The following is a 20,423-nucleotide window of genomic DNA, read 5'->3' on the forward strand; positions in this document are numbered from 1 at the left end:
CCTTCCTGAAATTTGGCAGTATCCTCGCGATGTGTCAACTTTAACTTACACGCATGCAGTGGTGTCAGTTTTACATGTCATCCCGAAGTCCCCTGATTTCAGGGCGCAAGAGTGGTTTGGCGAGACTTGTCAATATTATTTGACAAATGAGCGCCCCTCGCGGAGCATGGGACGGACTCTTTGCCTGCATCACGTGATCGCCGGACGAGAAATCCAGTCGAGGGGGGAGCATGCCGGACGGACAGCAGTCGGATTGCCATGAAACCTCTGTCGGGGTCAGCCGGGTCGCCCTTCAGGTGCTGGGCCGTCTGAAACCGACTTTCGAATCCGTGCGGCCCATGATGGAAACGTATCTGTCCCAGATGTACGACGCGGCCTGTGCGCCGGATCGCGCCGCGCTCGGCGAGGTGGTCCGCGCCATGCGCAAGGCCCGCGTCAGCCCCGTCCAGATCGCAGAGGAATACGTGCCTGCCATCGCCCGGCGATTGGGAGACGCCTGGGTGGACGACCGGATCGGTTTTCTTCAGGTGTCGCTGGGATCCGTTCGGTTGCAGGCGGTGCTGCGCGACCTCGGGCGGGACTGGGGGCTTTCGACCCAGGAGATCGACAGCGATCGGCCCAGCTATCTCGTGGGGGTGCCGGCAGGTTTCCAGCACACGCTGGGCGTGACGGTGCTGGCGGGGCAGCTGCGCCACCGTGGTTTTTCCGTGCACCTCAGGTTGGACCTGACACCCGATATCCTGCGTCAGGAACTGGAACGCTGTATCTTCCGTGGCGTGCTGCTGTCCGCCTACGGAATACAGGAACTTGAATCCCTTAGGCAATTGGCTTTAGTAGGGTCCGAATTCGGCCGACGGACGCCGGTAATCATAGGTGGGAATTCCTTGGAACTGGCCGAAACCCTTTCACAGCGCACCGCAGCCGATTTCGCGACCTGCGATGTCGGCGAGGCGCTGGCCTTTTGCGACCGGCGCCATGCGGAGGTGCGCAGCCGGCATTCCGAACACAAGGCAAGGTGATGTCACAGGGCGAGATGACATGGGCGTCAGGGCTGGTCCCGATGATCGAGCCGGAGATCGCATCGGAGATCATCTCGCGCGTTGGCGACCTGGCGCTCGTCGTTTCAAGGTCCGGCCAGGTGCTGGGCGTGCTGAGCAACCCGGCCTTCCGCATGCCGCTGGGATTCTCCCGATGGGAAGGGCAGCCGCTGAGCGCGCATCTGACCGTCGAATCCATTCCGAAGTTCGAGGAACGGCTCGCCAGTTTCCTCGAGCAGCCGCAGGGCAATGTCCGGCCCGTCGAACTGAATCACAAGGCGCGTGACGGCATTCAGGAATTTCCCGTCCGCTACAGTTTTCACCGGATCGGCAAGCCCGACGCGCTTCTGATGCTGGGTCAGGATCTGCGCCCGGTCGCAGAGATGCAGCAGCAGCTGGTGGCGGCCCAGATCGCGCTGGAGCGGGATTACGAGGCACAGCGCGAATTCGATACGCGGCTGCGCGTGCTGATGGCCGCGACACCCGAAGGAACCGTCTTCGTTTCCGCGTCGACGGGGGTGGTATCGGATTGCAACCCGGCGGCACTGGCTCTTTTCGGCAAGCAGCGGGCAGAGGTGATCGGCGCGCCGCTTCATGATCTTCTGGATGCCGGGGGCGAGGGAGATATCCTTGGCGCCCTGACCCGTGCAGCGGGCGGCGCCTCGGGGAGCGAACTGCCGGCAAAGACGCGGCAGGGTGCGTCGGTCACAATTCGCACCACGCTGTTCCGCGCGACGGGAGAGCAACTTCTCCTATGCCAGATCCGCAACGGGGACGTGCTTTCCGTTCGCTCAGACAAGCTGGACGAGCATCTTTCGAGCCTGTTCGAGCGGGGGGCTGACGGTATCGTCTTTGTCGACAAGCTGGGCAACATCTTGAGCGCCAACGAAGCTTTCCTGCGCCAGAGCGACGTGGTGAACGTCCGCGCGGTCAAGGGCCGGGCGGTGACCGATTTTCTCGGGCGCGGCTCGGTGGACCTGAACGTGATGCGGGAGAACGCGCTGCGCACCGGTGCAATGCGGCTCTACGCCACGCGGCTGATCGGGGAACACGGGGCGGAGACCCAGGTCGAGATCGCATCGACCGTCGTGAGTTCGGGCAAGGATACGGTTCTGGCGATGGTGATCCGCGATGCCAGCCGATCCGAAGCCGTGCGCAGTGGCGGCGCCCCGGTGACCGACGTCGACATGTCGTCCGTCATCGAGCTGATCGGCAGCCAGACGCTCAAGAGCATCGTCGCCAAGACGACCGACGTGATCGAGAAGATGTGCATAGAGACGGCGGTCGAGCTGACCTCGAACAACCGGGTGGCCGCGGCCGAGATGCTTGGCCTGTCGCGGCAATCGCTTTACGTCAAGCTGCGCAAGTACGACCTTCTCAAGAAGGATCAGGAAGATTGAGCGCGGGACGGTGACGGTCCGGCTTCGGTCGCGGCTGGCCACCCCCGCGACTTGACGATATGATGGCCCTCCGGTGAGCCGAAGTGCTCCGTGTTGTTTCAGTGAGCAAGGGTATGGCCTCCAAGTTTGATCGGTTCACCGTGTCGGAAAGACGCCCCGCATACCGGCCCGTCGTGGTGCGGGAGCGGACGGACGGCTATGGGGCGGAGGAAGTGAACCGCCTGCTGCTGGACGTGGAGCAGATCCTCGAGGCGCAGGTTCGCGGCATGGACGCGCAGGTCCAGCGGTTGCGAACGGCGCTCGCCAGGCGCGAGGCGGAACTTGCCGAACTGGCGAACCTAGCCGATCGTCGTGGCAGCGCCGCGGCGGAGGAGCTGTCGGCGCGGGCCACTCGGCTGGACGAACAGGCGCGGGAAATCGCCGCGCTCAAATCCGAGGTGAAGGCCGCTGGCGAGACACTGATGCAATCACGACAGGAAAGCGACGACCGCGCGGCGGTACAGGCGCAACGCATCGCGGAGCTGGAAGGGATGCTGGCCGACATGCGCGGCAGCACGTCCTGGCGGGTGACCCGTCCGTTGCGCTGGCTGGGACGGCTCGGGGGGCGGGGCTAGGTCATGCAGCGCGATCCCGTGCAGATCATCGAAGACAGCCCGCTCTTCGATGCGGCCTGGTATCGCCGGGTCTATCCCGACGCGCAGCTGTACGACAGGTCGGCGGCACATCATTACGCGGTCTACGGCGGCACGATCGGGCGCGATCCGGGGCCGGATTTTTGCACGGCGGCCTATCTCGCGCGGTATCCCGAGGTTGCCGAGGCGGGGCACAACGCGCTTTGGCACTACGAGCTGTTCGGCCGGGCGGAAGGGCGTGAGGTCTTGCCCAGCCCGCTGGCGGACGCGGCGCCCGATCCGGTTGCGCAATCGATGATCGACCGGGCCGCACCCGAGCCGCTGGCGGACGCGGCGGCCGAGGTGCTGGACCGGGTGTTCGGTGCGCGTCTCGAGGGCCGTCCCCATCGGCTGATGACCGAATTCGACCACGCTGGCGCCGCGCGTTTCGTCAACGCGTTGAGCGCGCGGCACGCGGAAACGCTGGCGGCGCGGAACACGCTCGTCAGTGTCATCATGCCGACCCGGGACCGGGCAGTGACGCTCACGCGGGCGGTCCGGTCGGTGCTGGGGCAGTCGCATCACAATCTCGAACTGATCGTGGTGGACGACGGCAGCACCGATTTCACCAGTGACGTCGTGAACGCGCTCGCGGCCGATCCGCGGGTGGTGCCCTGCCATCAGCCGCAGGGCGGCGTTTCCTCGGCGCGCAATCTCGGGTTGTCGCGCGCGCGGGGCGAGGTGATCTTCTACCTCGACAGCGACAACATCTGGACACCCGACTTCGTGCGGCTGATGCTGATCGCTCTGGAGGTGTCGGGCGCGCGCTGCGGCTACGCGGCAAGCCGTCTGCACGATCGGAGCGGCAAGGTTGTCGGCTACCGGGGTGAACCCTTCGACTGGGCCCATTGCATTAATGGCAACTACGTGGACCTGAACGTCTTTTGCCACCGGGCCGACATGGTGAAGGAGTACGGCGGCTTTGACGACCGGCTCCGGCGCATGGTCGACTGGGATCTGGTGCTGCGTTATACGCACAGTAACCGGCCCATCTACTGCCCCTTCATCGGCTGTCTCTATTCGGACGACGCTTCGGACGAGACGCGGATCTCGACCTCCAAGCCCTACGTCTTTCAGCGGGTCGTGTCCCACAAGAATGCCCTGGGCTTCGACAGCCTGTCCGATACGCTGGACAACCTGCGCTATGTCATCGCGATCAAGCAGGGACAGACGCCCGAGCATACGACGGACGAAGTGGCCGCCGCGCTGGAGCGGCGCGGCCACCGTGTTAGGTGCGATGGGCCGGAGACCTGGCAGTCCCGGCATCCGCACGATGACGAGATCGTGCTCATCCGGCCCTCGGCCGACGGCTATGTTCCGCATCCCGAGCAGCTGAACATCTGGCTGGGAGAGCGGGCAGAGAGGACGGAGGGCGTGGAGGCAACCGTTCCGACGGATGGCCAATCACCCGAGGCGGTGGCCGAGGCCGTCGAAGCACGGGTCAGGGCATATCTGCAGCCGGACGGGTGACGCGGGTGCGGTTCCAAATATTTACATAACTAGCCTTATCCGGGAAAAGGTGTGCGATATGGCCTACAGCGCGTCCTGCAGGATCTTCGCGTAGGCGGTGGAAGGCAGGTCCACCGCGTTCTTGCGACTGGAGGATGCGGCCCTGCCGAGGTCAGCGAGTTCGGTGATGCGGTCACCCTTCAGCCCAAGCGCCGACAGGCCGGGCAGCCCTTTGCCGTTCATCCACGTCCCGAACCCGGAGAGCGGCTCGGCCCCCGGCGATGACGGGAATGCAGCCTCGATTTCCGAGATGCAGTGGTCGATCCGGGTCCGCGCCTCTGACCCCGTGACCGCGTGCGCACGGTTCGTCCTCAGGGTCGGGAGCAGCAGTCTTCCACAGAGCGCGCCATGCGCCGCGCCAAGCTGCGCCCCGAGGATGGATGCGAGGCCATGTGCCGCGCCCAACCCGGAGTTGGCGAGCGCGATCCCGCTGGACAGGCTGGTCCAGCACATGTCCGACCATGCGGCATCGTCCGGCGCGTCGGTCACGCAGCGCAACGCCCGCAGGCCCAGCGGGATCACCGGGCGGCACAGGGCGGAGGTGAACGGGGTTGCGGCGCTGGACGTGTAGCTTTCGATCACCTGCGTGACCGCGTCGAGACCGGAGGCGAGCGTAACGGCTGCCGGTGCCGACTGCGCCAAGGCGGGATCGACGACGGCGATGTCCGGGACGAGCGCCGGCCCCCGGATGCTGATCTTCGCCCGTTTCGAGGGCACGTCGATCACGGCGTTCGCGGTGACCTCAGCCCCTGTTCCGGCGGTGGTGGGCACCGCGATCAGGCGGATGGTGCGGCGGGCCGTCAGCGGCGGCAGGCGATCGAAATCCTCGGGCAGGTCGACCCCGTGTTCGCCGAGGGCCGCCAGAGCCTTGCCCATGTCCAGCACGGCCCCGCCGCCGCAGGCGATGACATGGGTCGGACCGTCCATCTTCGACAGGGCCGCATTCACCCCGTCGAGGTCCGGCTCACCCGGGCAGGAGATAATGCTCACGTCATGCCCCGCCCCGCGCAGCGCCGCGAGGACCGGTTGCGCGGCCAGTCCGCTGCCGCCCTGAACCAGAAGGATCCGCGTGGCCTCCTGCCCCACCAGTGCGGGCAGATCCCGCGCGCGCCCGGTGCCGAAATGGATGGAGGTCGGGCAAGAGATGCCGAAAGGCTGCGCCGCAGGGAACACGATCAATAGGCCATCGTCGCGTCGACGGCACGTTTCCAGTTGGCATACTTGCGGTCACGTGTCGCGGCGTCCATCGCCGGTTCGAACTGGCGGTCAAGCGCCCAGCCCTTGGCAAAGGCGTCCCGATCGGGCAGCGCGCCGGCCTTCATCCCGGCCAGCCAGGCCACGCCGAGCGCCGTGGTTTCCAGCACCTTGGGCCGGTCGACGGGGGCGTCGATGATGTCGGACAGGAACTGCATCGCCCAGTCCGAGGCGCTCATCCCGCCGTCGACGCGCAGCACGGGATCGGCCCCCTGCCCCGTCCAGTCGGCATGCATCGCCTCGAGCAGGTCGCGCGTCTGGTAGCCGACGCTTTCCAGCGCCGCCCGCGCCAGCTCCTGCGGGCCCGAATTGCGGGACAACCCGAAGATCGCGCCACGGCAGTCGGGATTCCAGTAGGGCGCGCCAAGGCCCGTGAAGGCGGGCACCAGAACGACATCCTGCGCCGGATCCGCGGCCTCTGCCATCGGCTGCGTCTCGGAGGCTTCGCGAATGATCTTCAGCCCGTCGCGCAGCCATTGCACGACCGCCCCGGCGACAAAGATGGACCCTTCCAGCGCATAGGTCGGCTTGCCGTCGAGCTGGTAGGCGATGGTGGTCAGCAGGCGGTTTTGCGATCGCACCGGGGTATCGCCGGTGTTCAGCAAGGCGAAACAGCCGGTTCCGTAAGTCGATTTGAGCATTCCCGGTTCGAAACAGGCCTGCCCGATGGTGGCGGCCTGCTGGTCCCCCGCGACACCGAGGATCGGGATCGGGCGGCCAAACAGGTCTGCGCGCGTCTCGCCGAAGGAGGCGGCGCTGTCGCGGACCTCGGGCAGCATGTCCATGGGTATGTCGAAAAGGTCGCAGATCGTCTGGCTCCACCGTCCCTTGCGAATGTCATAGAGCATGGTCCGCGCGGCGTTGGTGGCGTCGGTCACGTGCGCCGCGCCCCCGGTCAGTTTCCAGATCAGGTAGGTATCGACCGTGCCGAAAAGCAACTCGCCCCGCGCGGCGGCGTCCCGCGCGCCCTCGGCGTTGTCGAGGATCCATTTCAGCTTGGTTGCAGAGAAATACGGGTCCAGCAGCAGCCCGGTGCGGTCCGCGAACATCTCGGCATGGCCCGCCTCGCGCAGGGTGCGGCAGAAGTCGCCGGTGCGGCGGTCCTGCCAGACGATGGCGTTGTGCACCGGTTCGCCGGTCTTGCGGTTCCAGACCACCGTGGTCTCGCGCTGGTTGGTGATGCCGATGGAAATGATGTCCCTGGCGTCGATGCCGGCACGTTCGATGACCTCGCGGCAAGTGCCCGCGGTCGAGGCCCAGAGATCCTTCGGGTCGTGTTCGACCCAGCCTGATTGCGGGAATATCTGGCGGAATTCTTCCTGCGCGGTGGCGTGCAGGTTCAGGCTCTCGTCGAACAGGATCGCGCGGGACGACGTGGTGCCCTGATCGATGGAAAGTACGTATTTCATGGCGTGTCCAACGGGTCGGTGAAGGTCTTGAAAAGGTGTGGGGGGCCTGCGCCCCCCACACCGGTATCATGATCGGGGATTATTCCCAGGACTTGATCAGCTCGTCGTAGGAGACGGTCTTGGGCTCTTCGTCCTCGTTGTCCAGCTTCGCCTTGGGCGAGCCTTCCATCGACAGCCACTCCTGCGGGTCCTTTTCCTCGTTCAGCTTCGGCCCGATGTCGCCCTGCACGCCTGCGCGTTCGAGGCGTTCCATCACGCGCTCCTGATCCGCGCAAAGCGAGTCGAGTGCCTCTTGCGGGGTCTTGGCGCCGGACATCGCATCACCGATGTTCTGCCACCACAGCTGTGCCAGCTTGGGGTAGTCAGGGACGTTGGTGCCGGTGGGCGACCACGCGACACGGGCGGGCGAGCGATAGAACTCGACCAGGCCGCCCAGCTTGTCCGCACGTTCGGTGAAGCTGTCGTGCTGAATGGTGGATTCACGGATGAAGGTCAGACCGACGTGAGACTTCTTCACATCGACGGTCTTGGATGTGACGAATTGGGCATAGAGCCAGGCCGCCTGCGCCCGGTCGACGGGCGTGGACTTCATCAGCGTCCAGGAACCCACGTCCTGGTACCCCAGCTTGGTGCCTTCCTCCCAGTAGACGCCATGCGGCGAGGGCGCCATCCGCCATTTCGGCGTGCCGTCCTCGTTCATGACCGGCAGACCGGGTTTGACCGTGTCGGCGGTAAAGGTCGTGTACCAGAACATCTGCTGAGCGACGTTGCCTTGCGCCGGGATCGGACCCGCCTCGGAGAAGGTCATGCCCATCGCCGCGGGCGGCGAGTATTTCTGGAGCCAGTCGATCGCCTTGGTCACCGCATAGACGGCAGCCGGACCGTTGGTCGCACCGCCACGGGAAACGCAGGACCCCACGGGTTGCGAGTTCTCGTTGACGCGGATGCCCCATTCATCGACCGGAACGCCGTTCGGTTCACCCTTGGACCCCACGCCGGCCATGGACAGCCATGCATCGGTGTAACGCCAGCCAAGGCTCGGGTCCTTCTTGCCGTAATCCATGTTGCCATAGATTTCGCCCTCGACACCCATGTGGCTCAGGTCGCGGCCGGTGAAGAACTCCGCGATATCCTCGTAGGCCGACCAGTTGACCGGAACGCCAAGGTCATAGCCGAACTGTTCCTTGAAATCGGCCTTGTTCTTCTCGTCGTTGAACCAGTCGTAGCGGAACCAGTAGAGGTTCGCGAACTGCTGGTCGGGCAACTGGTAGAGCTTGCCGTCAGGTGCCGTCGTGAACTGGGTGCCGATGAAATCGCCCAGGTCCAGATCAGGGTTGGTCACATCCGCGCCCTCGCCTGCCATCCAGTCGGTCAGGTTGCGCACCTGCTGGTACCGCCAGTGGGTGCCGATCAGGTCGGAGTCGTTGACGTAGGCATCATAGACGTTCTCGCCCGACTGCATCTGCGTCTGCAGTTTCTCCACCACGTCGCCTTCGCCGATCAGGTCGTGCGTGACCTGGATGCCGGTGATCGCGGTGAATGCAGGCGCAAGCACCTGGCTTTCGTATTCGTGCGTGGTGATGGTTTCCGACACGACGTTGATCGACATGCCCTGATAAGGCTCTGCCGCGTCGATGAACCATTGCATCTCGGCTTCCTGATCCGCACGGCTGAGAACCGACATATCGCCGATTTCCTCGTCCAGGAACGCCTTGGCGGCGTCCATGTCGGCAAAAGCCGGACCGCTGAACATGCCAAGTGCCAGCACAACGGCGGTACTTGATTTCAGATTAAGTTTCATCGTTTCCTCCCTATTTCGAAACTACGCTTGATCGTATGCAGCCGGACGACAGCCCGGCGGCGGTGGAACCACATTGTCTAGACCCAGCGAAAGACCGCCGCCGCATAGACAAGGCAGACAATCAGGGCATACGGTTGATACGCCCCGACAATTCCGAGCCACGCCAGGTTGATGAAGGCGCTGCCCAGAAGTGTGATGAAGAGACGATCGCCGCGCGTCGTCTCCATGCCCAGAACGCCACGCCGTGGCGTTTCGGGAAACCTGATCGCGAGCACGGTGAAGGCGATCAGCAGCGTGGCGATGACGGTGAAGAAGATCGCCGTCGGCCATGTCCATGCCATCCAATCCATGTTCAATTACCTCCATTCGGATGCGCGGCGCGGAAGAGAAGCCCGGCCCCGTCGTGCGTTGCCGCCGGCATCCGCGCGATCCCGGAAGCTGCGTATGTGCGAAGGAAAATCACGGATAGAACTCGCACCAGGCGTCGTAGATCCAGCCGCGGAATCGTGCCTTCTTGCCGTTCACCGCCCCGTTCTCGACGAAGAGCCATCTGCCCTGACCGCCGTAGATGAACGCGGCGTCGCCGTTGTGCAGGCTTCCGATTTGCCCGTATTTGCTGCCGGGGCCCGTGCGCAGGGCCAGGAAACCGTCGCCGTTGGGGTCCAGTCCCTTGACGAGACAGCCGCTGTCGGTCGGGCCGTAATTGTTCGGCATGACGATGTTCTGGGCCGACGCGGTGGACGCCAGGGCGCCCATGATGGCCAGCGATGTCAGAGTCTTCTTCATCAAACCCTCCCCAGGGCAAAGCCTTTGGCGATATAATTTCGGACGAAATAGATCACGAGTGCGCCGGGCACGATGGTCAGGATCCCTGCCGCCGCAAGCACGCCCCAGTCGATACCGCTTGCGCCCTGTGTGCGGGTCATGATGGCGGCGATGGGTTTCGCGTTCACGGTTGTCAACGTGCGGCTCAAAAGCAGTTCCACCCAGCTGAACATGAAGCAGAAGAATGCCGCGACGCCGATACCGCTCGCGATCAGCGGCATGAATATCCGCACGAAGAAGCGCGGGAAGGAATAGCCGTCGATATAGGCGGTCTCGTCGATTTCCTTGGGCACGCCGCGCATGAAACCTTCGAGGATCCAGACCGCCAGCGGCACGTTGAAAAGGCAATGCGCCAGCGCCACGGCGATATGCGTGTCGAACAGCCCGACCGAGGAATAGAGCTGGAAGAACGGCAGGGCAAAGACCGCCGGCGGCGCCATCCGGTTGGTCAGCAGCCAGAAGAACAGGTGCTTGTCGCCCATGAAGTGATAGCGCGAGAAGGCGTATGCGGCGGGCAGCGCCACGGCGAGGCTGATGACGGTGTTCATCACCACGTAGATCAGCGAGTTGACGTAGCCCATGTACCACGCCGGATCGGTCAGGATGGTGCGGTAATTGTCCAGCGTCAGGTCACGGGGCCAGAGCGTGAAGCTGTTCAGGATTTCCGTGTTGGTCTTCAGGCTCATGTTCAGCAGCCAGTAGATCGGCAGCAGCAGGAACAGAAGGTATAGTGTCATCACCACGGCAGAGCCGCTGGGCCGCGGGAAGCGGCGGGTCTTCACGTTGGCCCGGGATGCGATCACGTCGCCGGGGATGGGCGCCGCGCCGGGGGCGGAGGTGGTGTCGGTCATGTGCACGCTCCGTTGATTGCGGCGGTGAGGCTTGGCTTGCGCATCTGGTCAGATCTCCTTCGCGTCGAGGGTGGTCATCACCGTGTAGAACACCCACGAGATCAGCAGGATCACGAGGAAATACATCAGCGAGAACGCGGCGGCGGGACCGAGGTCGAACTGCCCCAGCGCCATCTTCACAAGGTCGATGGACAAAAGCGTGGTGGCGTTGCCCGGACCGCCGCCGGTGACGACGAAAGGCTCGGTGTAGATCATGAAGCTGTCCATGAAACGCAGCAGGATCGCGATCATCAGAACGCCCGCCATCTTGGGCAGTTCGATGAAGCGGAACACGGCCCAGCGGCTCGCCTGGTCGATCTTGGCGGCCTGGTAATAGGCGTCGGGGATCGACTTCAGCCCGGCAAAGGCCAGCAGCGCCACCAGCGACGTCCAGTGCCAGACATCCATCACCACGATGGTGGCCCAGGCGGCAAAGGTATCCTGCGTGTAGTTGTAGGATATGCCGAGCGCATCGAGCGTATAGCCCAGAAGACCGATGTCCACGCGGCCGAAGATCTGCCAGATGGTGCCGACCACGTTCCACGGGATCAGCAGCGGCAGCGACATCAGCACCAGGCAGAAGCTGGACCAGAACCCGCTTTTCGGCATGTTCAGCGCGACGAAGATCCCAAGGGGAATCTCGATCGCCAGGATCACGCCGGAAAAGACAAGTTGCCGGCTGAGGGCGGACCACATGCGGTCGCTGTCGAGCATCTCTTCGAACCACTCGAGGCCGGCCCAGAAGAATTCGTTGTTTCCGAACGTGTCCTGAACCGAGTAGTTGACCACCGTCATCAGCGGGATCACGGCAGAGAAGGCCACGAGGAGCAGCACCGGCAGGACAAGGAACCACGCCTTCTGATTGACTGTCTTGTTCATGCCGCCACCCCTTCCTTGCGCCAGTCGTCGACGTAGACGTTCACATGATCCGGCGCGAAAGTGACATGGTTCATGTCGGCCGAAATCTCCTGCCCCTCGGCGGCGACGATGCTGATTTCCCTGCCGAAAAGGTCGGCGCGCACGATCTTGTGGCGGCCCACGTCCTCGACCCGGCGCACCTTGACCGGGAGGCCGTCGCCTTTTGTCAGGCTGACGAACTCGGGCCGCACGCCCAGGGCGACATTCCCTGTCAGGGTGCCGAAGTCGCGGTTCAGGGACAGCGCGGTGCCGTCGATCACCGCCTGCGCGCCGGAGACCTCGGCGGGGATCACGTTCATCCCGGGCGAACCGATGAAGTACCCGACGAAGGTATGCTCGGGCCGCTCGAACAGTTCCTGCGGCGTGCCGATCTGCACGACGCGGCCGTCGTACATCACCACCACCTTGTCGGCAAAGGTCAGCGCCTCGGTCTGGTCATGGGTGACATAGATCATGGTATGGCCGAATTCGTGGTGCAGCGATTTGAGCTGCGTGCGCAGTTCCCATTTCATGTGGGGGTCGATCACGGTCAGCGGTTCGTCGAAGAGCAGCGCATTCACGTCCTCGCGCACCATGCCGCGGCCCAGGCTGATCTTCTGCTTGGCGTCCGCCGTCAGACCCCGCGCCCGGCGGTTCAGCTCGTCCTCCATCCCGATCATCCGGGCGATCTTCTGCACCCGTTCGGCGACATAGGCGGCCTTTTCACCCCGATTGCGCAGCGGGAACGCGAGGTTGTCGCGCACGGTCATCGTGTCGTAGACCACCGGAAACTGAAACACCTGCGCGATGTTGCGCGCGGCGGTGGTGGCCTCGGTGACGTCCTTGTCGTCGAACAGGATGCGGCCCTGGCTGGGGTGCAGCAGGCCCGAAATGAGGTTGAGCAGCGTGGACTTGCCGCAGCCCGAAGACCCCAGCAGCGCGTAGGCCTCGCCGTCGGTCCAGACGTGGTTCAGTTCCTTCAGCGCGAAGTCATCTTCGTCTTTCGGGTTCGGCAGGTAGGAATGGGCGAGGTTGTCGAGTGTGATCTTGGCCATGTCCCTCTCCTCAGGCTGCCAGCGCGTAGGACGCCGGTGCCACCAGCTCCCCGGTTTCGCTGAAGATGTAGATGTGGCGCGGGTCGAGGTAGACCGGCAACGCCGTGCCCAGCTTCAGGTTGTGCACTCCGTGGATCAGCCCGACCCATTTGCGCCCCGCGTAGTCGAGGTGCACAAAGGTTTCCGACCCGGTCAGTTCGGTCACGCTCAGGCGCGTATCGAACATGATGCCACCGGTGGCGGGCTGGGCGATCTCGACGTGGTTCGGGCGGAAACCGGCGAGATAGCTGCCATCGGCGAGGTCGGCCAGCGGCCCCTGGGCCGCCGCGCTCTGGCCTTCGCCAAAAGTCAACTCTCCGCCGCGCTTGGTCACGTCGAGGAAATTCATCGGCGGATCGCTGAACACGCGTGCCGTGGTCGCATCGATCGGCTGGCGGTAGACCTTGGGCGTGGGGCCGAACTGGGTCACGCGGCCTTCCCACAGCGTGGCGGTATTGCCGCCCAGCAGCAGCGCCTCTTCCGGTTCCGTCGTGGCATAGACGAAGACGGCGCCCGATTCTTCGAAGATGCGCGGGATCTCCACGCGCAGTTCCTCGCGCAGCTTGTAGTCGAGGTTCGCCAGCGGTTCGTCCAGAAGCACAAGGCCCGCGTTCTTGACCAGCGCCCGCGCCAGCGCGCAGCGTTGCTGTTGACCTCCCGACAGCTCCAGCGGCTTGCGGTCCAGCATCGGGGTCAGCTTCATCAGCGCGGCGGTGTCGCGCACGCGGCGGTCGATCTCGGCCCGGTCGATGCCAAGCAGTTTCATCGGGGAGGCGATGTTGTCGTAGACCGTCATCGACGGGTAGTTGATGAATTGCTGATAGACCATGGCCACCTTGCGGTCCTGCACGCGCATGCCGGTCACGTCCGCGCCTTCCCAGAAGACCTGCCCGCGTGTCGGCACATCCAGTCCGGCCATCAGCCGCATCAGCGACGTCTTACCCGAGGACGTGGGGCCAAGCAGCACGTTCATCGTGCCTGCCTCCAGTGTCAGGTCCGTCGGGTGGATATGCGTCTCGCCGTTCACCACCTTGGACACGCCTTTGAACTCCAGCGTCATCTTTCCCCCGTTACTCCGCCGCCTTTGACAACCGGCCGTCGGCCGCTTCGGCGATCCAGTCGTCAAGTGTCGCGATCTCTTCCGCGGTCATGCGCAAGCCCAGCTTGCTGCGCCGCCACACGACGTCCTCGGCGCGTTGCACGTATTCATTTTCCATCAGCCAGCGAACTTCCCGTTCGGTCAGGCTCGCGCCGAAGTGACGGCCCAGGTCGGCCACCTCCTGCGCGTCGCCGAGGACCGCGCGCGCCTGCGTCCCGTAGGCGCGGACAAGGCGCCGCGCCCAGGCCGGATCGAGGAAGCTGTAATCCCGCATCAGCCCGTCCATCAGCGGCAGCACCCCGTCCACCGGGAAATCGCCGCCCGGCAGCGGGACGCCGGCGGTCCAGGGCGCCTTGACATGCAGGACCTCGCCCACTTTCTCCAGCGCGCTTTCGGCCAGGCGCCGATAGGTGGTGATCTTGCCACCAAAGACGTTGACCGCCGGCGCACCCCGGCTGCGGTCGAGATGGATCGTGTAATCCCGCGTCGCGGCGGTGGCACTGGTCGCGCCGTCGTCGAACAGGGGGCGCACGCCGGAATAGGTCCAGACGATGTCGTCGGTCGAAATCGGGTCAGCCAGGTAGGCGTTCATGAAATCGACGAGGTACTGCTGCTCTTCCGGCGTGCATTCCGGCTTCTTGTCCGGATCGTGATGTTCCTGGTCCGTGGTCCCGATCAGGGTGAAATCGGTCTCGTAGGGAATGGCAAAGATGATCCGCCCGTCGGTGCCCTGAAAGAAGTAGCACTTGTCATGCTCGAACAGGCGTTTCGTCACGATGTGGCTTCCCCGCACCAGCCGCACGCCGCCGGTCTGGTTGCTGCGGATCGTGCCGCGCAGAACGTCCCCCACCCATGGGCCCGCCGCATTGACGATCATCCGCGCGGTGACCTGTGTTTCCCGGTCGCTGTTGGTATCGGTCAAGGTCACCGTCCAGCCGCCATCGGACGGCTCGGCACCGGTGACCTTGTGCCGGGTGAGAATCCGCGCGCCACGGGCTTCCGCGTCACGGGCGTTGAGCACCACGAGCCGGGAATCCTCGACCCAGCAGTCGGAGTATTCGTAGGCGTGTTCGAACTTGGGTTTCAGCGGCGCGCCTTCGGGGCTGTTGCGCAGATCCACGCTGGTCGTGCCCGGCAGAATCTTGCGGCCCCCGAGGTTGTCATAGAGAAACAGACCGAGCCGGATCAGCCAGGCGGGCCTGCGCCCCTTCATCCAGGGCATCACGATGTTCAGCAACTTGGACGTGGGTGTCGTCGTGTCGAAACGCATGGACGGGTGGTACGGCAGGACGAAACGCATCGGCCAGGCGATGTGGGGCATCGCACGCAGAAGCGTCTCGCGCTCCACCAGTGCCTCCCGGACCAGGCGCACCTCGAAATATTCAAGGTAACGCAGACCGCCGTGAAACAGCTTGGTGGAGGACGCCGAGGTGGCGGAGCCGATGTCGTTCATCTCGGCCAGACAGACGGACAGGCCCCTGCCCGTCGCATCGCGTGCGATCCCGCAACCGTTGATGCCCCCGCCGATCACCAGCAGGTCGTATTCCGGCGTCATGACGTCCCCCCTGAAGCGACTGAATTTTCGCTTTGGCAGAAACTCGCAAAATATGGTTTCGAAAGGAAGGAAAAAATGTTCGTTTATGCGCGTATTTTTGCATGGCCCTGAAAAAATTGCCGAATTTCACGATCTTTCCTGCGCAGTCTGGCGGGTAATTGGCTGCGAAAGGCGCGAAATGACGGTTGAATCGCGTGACGGGAACCGCCCCGACGGTGTAGCAAGGTCGTAATCCTTCGATTCGAGACGCGGAATGAGCCAGACGCTGCGCAAACCGGAAATCATCCAGATTGCCCGCCGCGAGGGCAAGGTCACGGTCGAAGGGCTGGTGGAGCATTTCGGCGTCACGCCCCAGACCATCCGCCGCGACCTGACCGAACTGGCGGACGATGGCCGGCTGGAGCGGGTGCACGGTGGCGCGGTGCTGCCGTCCACGACCACCAACATCGGCTACAGCGAGCGGCGCGAGCTGAATCAGGCTGCAAAGGTGGACATCGGCCGTGCCTGCGCGCGGTTCATCCCGAACGACTGCTCTGTGTTCCTCAACATCGGCACCACGACCGAAGCCGTGGCAACCGAACTGCTGCATCACGAGGGGCTTCTGGTCGTTACCAACAACATCAATATCGCGGTGATCCTGTCGGAGAACCATAACGTCGAGGTCATCGTCACGGGCGGGCACCTGCGCCGGTCGGACGGGGGGCTGGTCGGCGACCTCGCGACCCAGACCATCCGGCAGTTCCGGTTCGACTATGCCGTGATCGGATGTTCGGCGCTGCGTCACGACGGCGACATTCTCGATTTCGACGTTCAGGAGGTCGGCGTCAGCAAGACCATCATCCAGCAGTCTCAGGAGGTGATACTGGCCGCCGACAGTTCGAAGTTCGGCCGCAAGGCACCCGCGCGGATCGCGTCCATGGCGGACGTGGACCGGTTCATCACCGACCGGCCGCTTTCGGACGAATGCCGGCGGTTCTGCGAAAGCGCCGGCACCAAGGTGCATTATGCGTGAAAGCAGGGCAGCATGAGCGGTTTCATCGGTGTGCTGATGCTGGACACGGCCTTTCCACGTGTCGTGGGTGACGCCGGTAACGTCGACAGCTATCCCTTTCCGGTCAGGTTGCGGGTCGTGCCCGGTGCCGGATCGACCGACATCGTGCAGGGGGCCGCGCCCCCGGCTGCGCTGACGGCGGCCTTCATCGACGCGGCCCGCGCGCTCGAGGCTGAGGGTGCGGTGGGTCTTGTCTCGACCTGCGGTTTTCTCGTGCATATCCAGGCGGAACTTGCGGCGGCGGTCCGGATCCCGGTGATGCTGTCGGCGCTTTCGCTTTATCCAACGCTGCGGCTGACCTGCGGGGACCGGCCTGTCGGCATCCTGACGGCATCCCGCCAGAGCCTGCTGGCCGGGGGGCTTTCCGCTGCCGGTATCGACCCCGCGGCGGTCCATGTCGCGGGTATCCAGGGCTGCCGCGCCTTCGCCGATGCGATCCTCAAGAGGAAGGAGGATCAGCCCGACACGCTGGATGTCGACGCGATCGGCGCCTACTGCACCGGCCTTGCTGCCGGAATGGTGGCGATGGAGCCGAGGCTGGCCTGCTTTTTGCTGGAATGTGGCAACCTGCCGCCCTACGCGGCGGCGATCCGGCAAGCGACCGGCCGCCCCGTCTATGGCATCGGGGACGCCGCCGCGCTGCTGTGGCGCGGTGCGCATGGTTGAAAGCCTCCCCCTCGGGAAGTAGCCTTGCGGGACGCCCGACGACGGGCAACCGGAGGATCCCGCAATGCGCGGCAACAGCCTATCCCACAGACGCCTGCGCACATGGATCAGGCTGTTGCGCCTGACCCGCCACACCGAGAATACCCTGCGCGACTACATGCGCGTCAGTCATGGCACGACCCTGCCCCGGTTTGACGTGATGGCGGCGCTTTATCGGTCCGACGGGCCGATGAAGATGTCCGCGCTCAGCCAGATGCTGCTGGTGTCGAACGGCAATGCCTCCACGGTGGTGGACCGGCTGGAAAAGGACGGCCTTGTCACCCGCGTTCCGGCGCAGGATGACCGCAGGGTCGTCAATGTCAGCTTGTCGGACAGGGGCCGCGCGCAGTTCGAGGAGCTGGCAGCGGGGCACGCGGCGTTGGTGGACCGGCTGTTCGCCGGACTGGACGACCATGATCTCGACCAGATCCGCGACCTGCTGCACCGCGCCGAGGCCGGCGCGCGGCAGGAAAGCTGATTTACTTTAGGCTTAAAACATTATAGATGCTGTTGCATCCATATGCCGAAAGGGGAGCAGGATCATGACACGGGAAAACCACCGCGAGAATGTGGCGGGCCGCGCCAATGTCGAGGACACCCCGGAACTGCTGAAATACTACGACGAACTGGAAGGCCACCACACCGGCGCGCTCTGGACCGTCGCGAACAAGATCGAGCCCTGGGAGCCGAAGTCGCAGTCGCAACCGGTTCTCTGGCGCTATCGGGACCTGCGCGAGAAGGTGCTGCGCTCGGTCGAACTGGTGACGCCGGAAAAGGCGGGGCGCCGGGTGATCTATTTCAACAACCCCGGACGCAGTGACGTGGCCGCGGCCGTCGGCTGGATCTATGCCGGTCTGCAGGTCATGCATCCGGGAGAGAAGGCCACCGCGCACCGTCACTCCGCCAGTGCGATCCGCTTCATCATGGAAGGCTCGGGCGCCTATACCGTGGTCGACGGGCACAAGATGACTTTGGGCCGGAACGACTTCGTGCTGACGCCGAACGGCACGTGGCACGAACACGCGGTCAGCGACGATGGCACCCCCTGCATCTGGCAGGACGGGCTCGACATTCCTTTCGTCAACGCCATGGAGGCGAACTTCTTCGAGGTGCATCCCGACCTGTCCGAACCCGTTGCTTTTCCGGTCGACGACATGACCAAGACCTGGGGCAATGCCGGGCTGACTCCCGGCGGCGGCGACTGGTCCAAGGGCTACTCACCGATGTTCAAGTACGAATGGGACCGCACCTACGAGGCGCTGAACCATTTCTCAGAGGCGTCCGACCCGTCGCCTTTCGACGGGCACCTGATGGAATACGTCAATCCGACAACGAACGGCCCGGTGATGAAGACGCTGGGCGCATCCATGCAGCGGCTCGCGCCCGGTTTCGCCACCAAGGCCCACCGCCACACCGGCAGCTACCTGTACCAGTGCTGCAAGGGATCGGGACATTCGATCATCAACGGCCAGCGCTTTGACTGGTCCGAGCGCGACATCTTCTGCGTGCCCTCCTGGGCCTGGCACGAACATGCCAACGCATCGGACAGCGAGGATGCCTGCCTTTTCTGCCTCAACGATCTGCCCGTGATCCGGGCGCTGGGTCTTTACCGAGAGGAAGCCCTGGGCGACAACAACGGCCACCAGCCAGAAGGATAGAAATGAAACTCGTCACCTACCAAGCCCATGTCGAAGCGGCCCCGCGTCTGGGGGTCCTGCAGGACAACACCGTCGTCGACGTTGCCGAATTCGGGGCCGGCGTCGGCCTGAACCTGCCTTCCCGGATGCTGGACTTCATCGACCTCGGACCGGCGGCCGTGACCCGGTTGCAGGCTGCTTTGCAGGCGGCGCGCGGTGATTGGGGCAATGCAAGCGCCCTGCCCCTCCAGAACGTCAAGCTGCTGGCGCCGATCCCGCGCCCGCGCAAGAACATCTTCGGCATCGGGCTGAACTATCTCGATCACGTCGCCGAAAGCTCCAAGGCGCTGGACACCAAGCCGGACCTGCCGAAGGAACCGGTCGTATTCTCCAAGCCGCCGACGACGGTGATCGGCCCTGACGATCCGGTGCGCCACGACGCGGACATGACCCAGCAACTGGACTGGGAAGTCGAGCTGGCCGTCATCGTCGGCACCCGTGCGCAGAACGTGGCGCGCGAGACCGCATTGTCGCATGTCTTCGGGTATTCGCTCATCATCGACATCTCGGCGCGCGACAACCGCCGTGCCGGGCAGTGGATCTTCTCCAAGGGGATGGACAGCTACGCCCCGTTCGGCCCCTGCATCGTGACGGCGGATGAAATTCCCGATCCGCAGACGCTGGACCTCTGGCTCACCGTCAACGGCGTGGAGAAACAGCGATCGAACACCGCCAAGATGCTGTTCAAGGTGGACGAGCTGATCGCCGACCTGAGCACGGGCATCACGCTGGAGCCGGGCGACATCATCGCCTCCGGCACGCCCGAGGGCGTCGGCGCAGGGCGCGATCCGCAGGAATGGCTCTGGCCCGGCGACGTGATCGTGGCGCATGTCGAGGGTATCGGCACCATTCGCCACCCGGTGATCAACAGCACCCCGTCGAAGTAGGGATGCGGTTCGACCTCGACCCGGCCACGCCCCAGCGCAGTTACAAGCTGCTGACCGCCTGTGTCACGCCCCGGCCCATCGCCTGGGTGAGCAGCCTGTCGGCGCAGGGCGTTGTGAACGCCGCACCCTACAGCTTCTTCAACGCGATGGGCCACACGCCCCCGACCGTGGCGATCGGGATCCTCGCAGACCCGGACAAGGGGTGGAAGGACACGGCGCGCAACATCCTCGACAGCGGGGAATTCGTGGTCAACCTCGTGCCCGAGCATCTGGCCGAGGCGATGAACCTCACCTGCATGAATGCACCGGCGGATGTCAGCGAACTGGAAATCGCCGGCCTGCAGTCAGCCGCGAGCACCCATATCGCCCCGCCACGCATCGCGGGGGCGCCGGTCTCGTTCGAGTGTCGCACGCACAGTGTCGTGACCACTGGACCGCAGCAGGCCATCGTCATCGGGCAGGTGCTGGCAATCCATGTCGCGGATCCGTTCGTGCTGGACGCGGAAAAGGCATACATCGACACACCCGCGCTGGGGCTGATCGGTCGGATGCACGGCGCGGGCTGGTACGCGCGCAGCGGCGATACGTTCCAGATCGATCGCCCCGATTACGACAGCTGGGTCAGAAACCGGGGCTGACGCC

Annotated in this window: 20 protein-coding genes; 10 read left to right on the plus strand and 10 right to left on the minus strand. The window is 64.4% G+C overall.

Annotated features, from left to right (window positions below; translation table 11 throughout):
* Positions 1–230: 230 nt before the first annotated feature.
* From BOO69_RS19295 to BOO69_RS19310, 4 genes are all read left to right on the plus strand, one after another.
* On the plus strand, positions 231–1,019 hold the full coding sequence (locus BOO69_RS19295; protein ID WP_071974025.1) for a cobalamin B12-binding domain-containing protein: 789 nt from the start codon (positions 231–233) through the stop codon (positions 1,017–1,019).
* The gene (ppsR, locus tag BOO69_RS19300) at positions 1,019–2,437 is read left to right on the plus strand and encodes a transcriptional regulator PpsR (protein ID WP_071974026.1); all 1,419 of its coding nucleotides are present in this window, start codon (positions 1,019–1,021) and stop codon (positions 2,435–2,437) included. The genes BOO69_RS19295 and ppsR overlap by 1 nt, the downstream gene beginning before the upstream one ends.
* Positions 2,438–2,550: 113 nt before the next feature.
* Complete coding sequence (locus BOO69_RS19305; protein WP_071974027.1) at positions 2,551–3,051, plus strand: hypothetical protein; 501 nt, start codon at positions 2,551–2,553, stop codon at positions 3,049–3,051.
* 3 nt (positions 3,052–3,054) lie between these two features.
* A complete protein-coding gene (locus BOO69_RS19310) occupies positions 3,055–4,578 on the plus strand; it encodes a glycosyltransferase family 2 protein (RefSeq protein ID WP_071974028.1) in 1,524 nt (507 codons plus the stop codon).
* 63 nt (positions 4,579–4,641) lie between these two features.
* Here the strand turns inward: BOO69_RS19310 and BOO69_RS19315 are convergent, their stop codons facing one another.
* The 10 genes from BOO69_RS19315 to glpD form a co-directional block, all read right to left on the minus strand.
* On the minus strand, positions 4,642–5,790 hold the full coding sequence (locus BOO69_RS19315; protein ID WP_071974085.1) for an iron-containing alcohol dehydrogenase: 1,149 nt from the start codon (positions 5,788–5,790) through the stop codon (positions 4,642–4,644).
* Between the two features lie 2 nt (positions 5,791–5,792).
* Positions 5,793–7,280, minus strand: a complete 1,488-nt coding sequence (glpK, locus tag BOO69_RS19320) for a glycerol kinase GlpK (RefSeq protein ID WP_071974029.1) — start codon at positions 7,278–7,280, stop codon at positions 5,793–5,795.
* Between the two features lie 79 nt (positions 7,281–7,359).
* The gene (locus tag BOO69_RS19325; RefSeq protein WP_071974030.1) at positions 7,360–9,081 is read right to left on the minus strand and encodes an ABC transporter substrate-binding protein; all 1,722 of its coding nucleotides are present in this window, start codon (positions 9,079–9,081) and stop codon (positions 7,360–7,362) included.
* A 77-nt stretch (positions 9,082–9,158) separates the two neighbouring features.
* On the minus strand, positions 9,159–9,431 hold the full coding sequence (locus BOO69_RS19330; protein ID WP_071974031.1) for a DUF2160 domain-containing protein: 273 nt from the start codon (positions 9,429–9,431) through the stop codon (positions 9,159–9,161).
* Positions 9,432–9,540: 109 nt separating this feature from the next.
* Positions 9,541–9,867, minus strand: coding sequence for an SH3 domain-containing protein (locus BOO69_RS19335; protein WP_071974032.1), 327 nt, complete (start codon positions 9,865–9,867; stop codon positions 9,541–9,543).
* On the minus strand, positions 9,867–10,757 hold the full coding sequence (locus BOO69_RS19340) for a carbohydrate ABC transporter permease (RefSeq protein ID WP_172839577.1): 891 nt from the start codon (positions 10,755–10,757) through the stop codon (positions 9,867–9,869). Before BOO69_RS19340 ends, BOO69_RS19335 begins: the two co-directional genes overlap by 1 nt.
* A gap of 48 nt (positions 10,758–10,805) precedes the next feature.
* Entirely contained in the window at positions 10,806–11,675 is an 870-nt protein-coding gene (locus BOO69_RS19345) for a carbohydrate ABC transporter permease (RefSeq protein ID WP_071974033.1), read from the minus strand.
* Positions 11,672–12,748: an ABC transporter ATP-binding protein gene (locus tag BOO69_RS19350; protein WP_071974034.1), complete on the minus strand. Its 1,077-nt coding sequence runs from the start codon at positions 12,746–12,748 to the stop codon at positions 11,672–11,674. Before BOO69_RS19350 ends, BOO69_RS19345 begins: the two co-directional genes overlap by 4 nt.
* 10 nt (positions 12,749–12,758) lie before the next feature.
* Positions 12,759–13,847 (minus strand): ABC transporter ATP-binding protein, encoded by a 1,089-nt coding sequence (locus tag BOO69_RS19355; RefSeq protein ID WP_071974035.1) that lies wholly within the window; start codon positions 13,845–13,847, stop codon positions 12,759–12,761.
* 10 nt (positions 13,848–13,857) lie between these two features.
* On the minus strand, positions 13,858–15,441 hold the full coding sequence (gene glpD / locus BOO69_RS19360) for a glycerol-3-phosphate dehydrogenase (protein ID WP_071974036.1): 1,584 nt from the start codon (positions 15,439–15,441) through the stop codon (positions 13,858–13,860).
* A gap of 253 nt (positions 15,442–15,694) precedes the next feature.
* Here glpD and BOO69_RS19365 point away from each other — a divergent pair, with 253 nt between their 5' ends.
* From BOO69_RS19365 to BOO69_RS19390, 6 genes are all read left to right on the plus strand, one after another.
* Positions 15,695–16,453 carry a DeoR/GlpR family DNA-binding transcription regulator gene (locus tag BOO69_RS19365; RefSeq protein ID WP_071974037.1) on the plus strand — a complete coding sequence of 253 codons (759 nt, stop codon included), beginning with the start codon at positions 15,695–15,697 and terminating at the stop codon, positions 16,451–16,453.
* Between the two features lie 12 nt (positions 16,454–16,465).
* Positions 16,466–17,158: an aspartate/glutamate racemase family protein gene (locus BOO69_RS19370; RefSeq protein WP_071974038.1), complete on the plus strand. Its 693-nt coding sequence runs from the start codon at positions 16,466–16,468 to the stop codon at positions 17,156–17,158.
* Between the two features lie 64 nt (positions 17,159–17,222).
* Entirely contained in the window at positions 17,223–17,675 is a 453-nt protein-coding gene (locus BOO69_RS19375; protein WP_071974039.1) for a MarR family winged helix-turn-helix transcriptional regulator, read from the plus strand.
* A gap of 64 nt (positions 17,676–17,739) precedes the next feature.
* Complete coding sequence (locus tag BOO69_RS19380; protein WP_071974040.1) at positions 17,740–18,855, plus strand: cupin domain-containing protein; 1,116 nt, start codon at positions 17,740–17,742, stop codon at positions 18,853–18,855.
* A 2-nt stretch (positions 18,856–18,857) separates the two neighbouring features.
* On the plus strand, positions 18,858–19,781 hold the full coding sequence (locus BOO69_RS19385; protein WP_071974041.1) for a fumarylacetoacetate hydrolase family protein: 924 nt from the start codon (positions 18,858–18,860) through the stop codon (positions 19,779–19,781).
* 2 nt (positions 19,782–19,783) lie between these two features.
* A complete protein-coding gene (locus BOO69_RS19390; RefSeq protein WP_071974042.1) occupies positions 19,784–20,419 on the plus strand; it encodes a flavin reductase family protein in 636 nt (211 codons plus the stop codon).
* Positions 20,420–20,423 lie beyond the last annotated feature (4 nt).

Origin of the sequence: Sulfitobacter alexandrii (assembly GCF_001886735.1) — a bacterium.
GTDB lineage: Bacteria > Pseudomonadota > Alphaproteobacteria > Rhodobacterales > Rhodobacteraceae > Sulfitobacter > Sulfitobacter alexandrii.

Coding starts and splice junctions, on each gene's coding strand:
- ppsR (WP_071974026.1), top strand. CDS start 1,019: ATGTCACAGGGCGAGATGACATGGGCGTCAGGGCTGGTCCCGATGATC.
- BOO69_RS19335 (WP_071974032.1), bottom strand. CDS start 9,867: ATGAAGAAGACTCTGACATCGCTGGCCATCATGGGCGCCCTGGCGTCC.
- BOO69_RS19370 (WP_071974038.1), top strand. CDS start 16,466: ATGAGCGGTTTCATCGGTGTGCTGATGCTGGACACGGCCTTTCCACGT.
- BOO69_RS19390 (WP_071974042.1), top strand. CDS start 19,784: ATGCGGTTCGACCTCGACCCGGCCACGCCCCAGCGCAGTTACAAGCTG.
- BOO69_RS19365 (WP_071974037.1), top strand. CDS start 15,695: ATGAGCCAGACGCTGCGCAAACCGGAAATCATCCAGATTGCCCGCCGC.
- BOO69_RS19310 (WP_071974028.1), top strand. CDS start 3,055: ATGCAGCGCGATCCCGTGCAGATCATCGAAGACAGCCCGCTCTTCGAT.
- glpK (WP_071974029.1), bottom strand. CDS start 7,280: ATGAAATACGTACTTTCCATCGATCAGGGCACCACGTCGTCCCGCGCG.
- glpD (WP_071974036.1), bottom strand. CDS start 15,441: ATGACGCCGGAATACGACCTGCTGGTGATCGGCGGGGGCATCAACGGT.
- BOO69_RS19345 (WP_071974033.1), bottom strand. CDS start 11,675: ATGAACAAGACAGTCAATCAGAAGGCGTGGTTCCTTGTCCTGCCGGTG.
- BOO69_RS19380 (WP_071974040.1), top strand. CDS start 17,740: ATGACACGGGAAAACCACCGCGAGAATGTGGCGGGCCGCGCCAATGTC.
- BOO69_RS19295 (WP_071974025.1), top strand. CDS start 231: ATGCCGGACGGACAGCAGTCGGATTGCCATGAAACCTCTGTCGGGGTC.
- BOO69_RS19385 (WP_071974041.1), top strand. CDS start 18,858: ATGAAACTCGTCACCTACCAAGCCCATGTCGAAGCGGCCCCGCGTCTG.
- BOO69_RS19305 (WP_071974027.1), top strand. CDS start 2,551: ATGGCCTCCAAGTTTGATCGGTTCACCGTGTCGGAAAGACGCCCCGCA.
- BOO69_RS19355 (WP_071974035.1), bottom strand. CDS start 13,847: ATGACGCTGGAGTTCAAAGGCGTGTCCAAGGTGGTGAACGGCGAGACG.
- BOO69_RS19350 (WP_071974034.1), bottom strand. CDS start 12,748: ATGGCCAAGATCACACTCGACAACCTCGCCCATTCCTACCTGCCGAAC.
- BOO69_RS19340 (WP_172839577.1), bottom strand. CDS start 10,757: ATGACCGACACCACCTCCGCCCCCGGCGCGGCGCCCATCCCCGGCGAC.
- BOO69_RS19325 (WP_071974030.1), bottom strand. CDS start 9,081: ATGAAACTTAATCTGAAATCAAGTACCGCCGTTGTGCTGGCACTTGGC.
- BOO69_RS19330 (WP_071974031.1), bottom strand. CDS start 9,431: ATGGATTGGATGGCATGGACATGGCCGACGGCGATCTTCTTCACCGTC.
- BOO69_RS19375 (WP_071974039.1), top strand. CDS start 17,223: ATGCGCGGCAACAGCCTATCCCACAGACGCCTGCGCACATGGATCAGG.